At 56.0% G+C, this 4,800-nt stretch carries 5 protein-coding genes; 1 reads left to right on the top strand and 4 read right to left on the bottom strand.

What is annotated here, in order from left to right; translation table 11 throughout:
• Positions 1-10 precede the first annotated feature (10 nt).
• Positions 11-706, bottom strand: coding sequence for a Bax inhibitor-1/YccA family protein (locus AC2VLY_RS06725; protein WP_010640069.1), 696 nt, complete (start codon positions 704-706; stop codon positions 11-13).
• A gap of 222 nt (positions 707-928) precedes the next feature.
• On the opposite strand from AC2VLY_RS06725, the gene AC2VLY_RS06720 reads away from it, so the two are divergent.
• On the top strand, positions 929-1,591 hold the full coding sequence (locus tag AC2VLY_RS06720) for a putative quorum-sensing-regulated virulence factor (RefSeq protein WP_024892642.1): 663 nt from the start codon (positions 929-931) through the stop codon (positions 1,589-1,591).
• On the opposite strand, the gene AC2VLY_RS06715 is transcribed toward AC2VLY_RS06720, so the two are convergent.
• From AC2VLY_RS06715 to AC2VLY_RS06705, 3 genes are read right to left on the bottom strand one after another with little or no spacing between them, the layout of a single operon-like run.
• On the bottom strand, positions 1,564-2,205 hold the full coding sequence (locus AC2VLY_RS06715; protein ID WP_486921982.1) for a class II aldolase/adducin family protein: 642 nt from the start codon (positions 2,203-2,205) through the stop codon (positions 1,564-1,566). The genes AC2VLY_RS06720 and AC2VLY_RS06715 overlap by 28 nt on opposite strands.
• A 5-nt stretch (positions 2,206-2,210) precedes the next feature.
• Entirely contained in the window at positions 2,211-2,618 is a 408-nt protein-coding gene (locus AC2VLY_RS06710; RefSeq protein WP_486893098.1) for a Smr/MutS family protein, read from the bottom strand.
• Positions 2,615-4,600 carry a DUF3400 domain-containing protein gene (locus AC2VLY_RS06705; RefSeq protein WP_486921981.1) on the bottom strand — a complete coding sequence of 662 codons (1,986 nt, stop codon included), beginning with the start codon at positions 4,598-4,600 and terminating at the stop codon, positions 2,615-2,617. Before AC2VLY_RS06705 ends, AC2VLY_RS06710 begins: the two co-directional genes overlap by 4 nt.
• Between the last annotated feature and the right edge of the window lie 200 nt (positions 4,601-4,800).

Genomic DNA, 4,800 nt, shown 5'->3' with positions numbered 1-4,800 from the left:
ACGAATGAATTCAGCTTCGGTTGCCGCCGCCAAAAATTTCCAGCAGGGCCATGAACAGGTTGATGATGTCCAGGTACAGGCCGACTACCAGCAATACTGGTTCCTGAATACCGCCGCGAACCATACGCTGGGTGTCAAACAGAATCAGTCCGCTGAACACCAGTACCAGAACCCCGGCAATAGCCAGTTGCAGGGCTGGCAGATGCAGCAGGAACATGTTCAATAAAGAAACCACAATGGCCAGAATCAGTCCGGTGATGAGGAATCCACCGATGTTGCTGAAATCCCGGCGGGTGGTCATGGCGTAGGCGGACAGACCGATAAACATGGCCGCGGTGGTGCCCAGCGCTTCGGCAATGACGGTGGCTCCATTGGGCATCCGCAGATACATTTCAATCGCGGGTCCCATCATCATGCCCATGCCGGCGGCAAAGAGGAAAACCAGCGGTATGGCAAAAGGACTGCGGTGAGCGCCGGTATACTGCACGGCAAACAGCAGGGCAAAAGAGCCTATCATCAGGATGAAGGGGTGTTCATAGGCAAACGGTGAGCTCATTCCATAAACCGCAGCAATGGCCGAAACGACCAGAGTCGCAGCCAGCAGCGCGTAGGTCTTCCCCAGCAATGCGCCAATGGACGTGCCAGTACGGCTTCCCTGGGGGTTCATGCTGTCGGGAAACTGATAGGGGTTCTGATCCTGATTCATTTACGGACTCCTTCAAACAAGCAACGTGCTTGGGTATATCTCAAGAATGGGGGTTTCTGTTCGATAAATCAATGGTCCTGCTGAACTTTCAACAAAGCAGATCGGGGCTAAGAGTCTGGCGGCGGCGAAAAGTTCCGGCAGTTATCGGCGATTTGTGACTTGCCCATTGCTGAACACATCATTACCCTGCAATTCTTTTCTCGGATTGATGATGGAGCCAGCATGCGCGCACTGATTTTTGACACGGAAACCACGGGGCGGGTGGAGCCCGATCTGATCGAAGCGGCCTGGCTGGCAGTCAGTGATCTCAAGACCCTGGAAGTAGAAGAACAGTTTGTGCAGCGTTATCGCCCGGATAAGCCCATTGAGATGGGGGCCATGGCGGTGCACCATATTCTTGAAGAAGAACTGCTGGATTGTCCTTCGGCGCGGACTTTTACTTTGCCGGAAGATACGGGTTATCTGGTAGGGCATAGTATTGATTATGACTGGGGTGTGATCGGTAAACCCGATGTCAAACGCATTTGCACCTATGCCATGACCCGCAAACTGTGGCCGGAAGTGGACAGTCACTCCCAGTCGGCACTCATGTTTCATTTCAGCAAGGATCGCAAAAAAACGCGGGATAATCTCAAAAATGCCCATTCGGCCCTGGCTGATGTGAAATTTTGCCGGATTTTGCTTAACAAGGTGATTCTGGCGGTGCGTCCTTCTTCCTGGGAAGACCTGTGGGAGTTCAGTGAACGTGCCCGGATTCCCGAAACCATGCCTTTTGGTAAGCATAAGGGCGTCAAAATTATTGATCTGCCCGATGACTACCGTAAATGGGCACTGAATAATCTGACCGACATGGACTTTTATTTGCGCAAGGCACTGGAAAGCTGAGCACGCAGTACTGCCTCCAGCAGTAGTGCTCCACACTGGGCGGCACTATTGCCGGCGGCGATGATGCCGTCTTCATGTCCAGCCATTTGCAGCACAACCGGCAGATGAGCATTGCGGATAATGCTGCTGATGGCCTCGGCCATGGCGGGGGTCCCATACTCCGCATCCAGAGGGGTGGCAGGCATGTCCAGTCGGGCGGCAGCCTCCCAGAGTACCGGGCTGTGCACATGAAATACCCAATGAATGTCAGAGCGGGCGTCGTAACAGGCCGCATGGCTAAGAGCTTCGGAAGAAGGAGGCTGTGGTCCCTTGGCGTGGATGTTGTTACCCCGGATATCCCAGCCCGTCACCATACAGAAATTTTCCGCACTCATGGTGGGGAGTTCTCCCGTTTGGGTGGCGCTGACCAGAAAGCCCTGCGGGCTGCGGCAACTCACATTACCAAAACCAATACCGCCATAGCGCTGTGGATCCGCACCGATCAGCTGGCGGGCGAAAAACACATCACGCCAGTCCTGTAAGGTAGTAATTTCGGCTTGATCGGAAGCGGCGGCTGGCGTCCAGTGCAACAGGAATTTGGTGACGCCTTCTTCGGATGTGTTGGCTGTGTTCATGAGTTTTAGCGCCGGACAAATATTTTCTGGATGATTCGGTACCAGCCGGGGAGGGTGACCGGGCCGGATTGGGCTGCATGGACTCTGGCCACTGTTTTGCCGGGACTGGTCGGGCGCTCGGGCAGGGCTACATCCGGCGGGTAAATATCTACCAGGGTGGCTCCCCAACTGCTGCGGTCATTGGCCAGACGAAAGTTTTTGACCATGGGTTCCCGGCGCAGCAAGGCATGTACGGTTTCACGGAGCACGCCTTTACCTTTGCCGTGGATGATGCGGATTTCAGTAATGCCGGCAGCGCGGCAACTGCGTAAATATTCCCGAACCAGATCAGGTACTTCCTTGGGACGGAAGGCATGGAGATCAAGAACGCCATCTATTGCGCTTTTGAAAACCGGATCCGGCCCTTGCGTCAAAGCAGAACCCTCTCAATGCCTCCCTGTCGGGTGGCGTCAATAAAGCCCTGTTGCCACTGGCTGCCGAGAATTTTACGGGCCAGCTCCACGACAATGTAGTCTGTATCCAGACCGGTATCTTCCCGGTAGCGTTCCAGACCCTGCTGACAAGCCGGGCAACTGGTCAGAAGACGGACATTGTTGTCTACGGCTTTGTCACTGCCGGTGAGCTGGAAAACGCCTTCTTTGAGCACTTCTTCCTTGCGGAAGCGTAACTGGGTGGCAATGTCGGGACGACTGCTGGCCAGCGTTCCGGCTTCGCCACAGCAGCGGGCCGATTCCAGCACTTCCTGACCCAGCAGGCGACTGGCAACTGCCTGGGGTTTGTGGGTTTTCATGGGGCTATGGCAGGGGTCGTGATACAGGTATTGCACGCCCGCGACGCCTTCCAGAGCAATCCCTTTTTCCATCAGATATTCATGAATATCCAGCAGACGGCAACCGGGGAATATTTGCTGGAATTGATATTGCAGCAACTGATCCATGCAAGTGCCACAGGAGAGGATTACCGTTTTTATATCCAGATAGTTGAGGGTGTTGGCGACCCGGTGAAAAAGCACCTGATTACGCACGGAAATTTCCTGTCCTTTGTCTTCCTGCCCCCCGGCTGTCTGGGGATAACCGCAGCAGAGATAACCGGGAGGCAGGACGGTTTGGGCGCCAACATGATGGAGCATGGCGAGTGTTGCCAAGCCGATGTCACTGAACAGCCGCTCGCTGCCGCATCCCGGAAAATAAAAGACGGCGTCACTGTCGTCCGTGACTTTGCTGCTGTCCCGAATAATGGGCACGGTTTTGTCATCAACAATGGCCAGTAACTGGCGCATGGTCTGGGCACCCATTTTGGTGGGCAGGGGTTTGCGTAAAAAATGAATGACTTCCGTACGCATGCTGGCCTTGCCGGTTGTCGCCGGCGGCGGGCCCTTGGGCAGCAAGGGCTTGACGATGTCATGGGCCAGTGCCTGGGCCTTGAACATGGTCTGCAGAACCCCCTGACGCATGAAGTGCACCTTGCCGGGTTCAGTGGCATTCAGGTAGCTCATGGCCAGGCGGGTCCCCATATTGAAGGATTTTTCACCACGCGCCCGGAGAATGTTGCGCATATGAATGGAAACCTTGCCGAAATCAATATCCACCGGGCAGGGCGTCATGCATTTGTGGCAGGTAGTACAGTGATCGGCAACATCATTCATCGCTTCAAAATGCTGCCGCGAAACACCGCGCCGGGTTTGTTCCTCGTACAAAAAGGCCTCAATCAGCAAGCCGGTCGCCAGAATTTTGTTGCGCGGCGAATAGAGCAGATTGGCCCGGGGAATGTGGGTCATGCAGACCGGTTTGCACTTGCCGCAACGCAGGCAATCCTTGATTTCGCGGTTGAGTTCGCCCAGTTCGCTGGCTTCGAGGAGCAGGGCTTCCTGCTCCACCAGTTGCAGGGAGGGGGTGTAGGCGTTGTCCAGACCGGAGCCTGCCAGCAGTTTGCCCGGATTGAAGACATTACCGGGGTCCACTTCGGCCTTGTAGCGGGCGAAGGCGGCTATTTTTTCCGGTTCCAGCCAGCGCATTTTGGTAATGCCAATGCCGTGTTCGCCGGAAATGACGCCGCCCAGTTCCAGGGCGATGGCCATGATCCGGTCCACCACCGCGTCCGCTTCATGGAGCATGCGGTGATTACTGGATAAAACCGGAATGTTGGTGTGGATATTGCCATCACCCGCATGCATGTGCAGCGCGACGAACAGGCGGGCGCGTTTGTGCTCTGCGTGAATTTCCCGGATCCGTTCGCGCAGGGCATTAAAGGCATCTCCCGCAAATAGCGCCTCCAGTGGCCTTCCTGCCCGCTCCCGATAGCTGACCCGCAAAGCCCCGCGCAGGAGCAGGTCAATGAGGGTTTCTTCCGGCTGCAGCGCCGCAGCCGCCGGAGCGTCCAGCAGTTCGGGATACATGGCCGCGTCGTCATCGAGCAGCCTGAGCAGGGATTCCCAACGTTGTCGGGTATCCTCAATCAGGGCGAGGGCCGCCGCTCATTTAGCGGCAACAATGGCCTGATCTTCGCTGGAATCTTCGTAATCCTGGGCTGTGCGGATTTCGGCCAGGTCGCCGTTGAACTAGGCTTCCAGCGCCGCGAGGCTGCGCAAATTGCTGC

It is taken from the genome of Acidithiobacillus sp. TH-A36, from assembly GCF_057473445.1.
This window is presented reverse-complemented; position numbering and strand designations above follow the sequence as displayed.

Excerpts from the sequence above, each read along its gene's own strand:
- AC2VLY_RS06725 (WP_010640069.1), bottom strand. The coding sequence starts at position 706 with ATGAATCAGGATCAGAACCCCTATCAGTTTCCCGACAGCATGAACCCC.
- AC2VLY_RS06720 (WP_024892642.1), top strand. The coding sequence starts at position 929 with ATGCGCGCACTGATTTTTGACACGGAAACCACGGGGCGGGTGGAGCCC.
- AC2VLY_RS06715 (WP_486921982.1), bottom strand. The coding sequence starts at position 2,205 with ATGAACACAGCCAACACATCCGAAGAAGGCGTCACCAAATTCCTGTTG.
- AC2VLY_RS06705 (WP_486921981.1), bottom strand. The coding sequence starts at position 4,600 with ATGTATCCCGAACTGCTGGACGCTCCGGCGGCTGCGGCGCTGCAGCCG.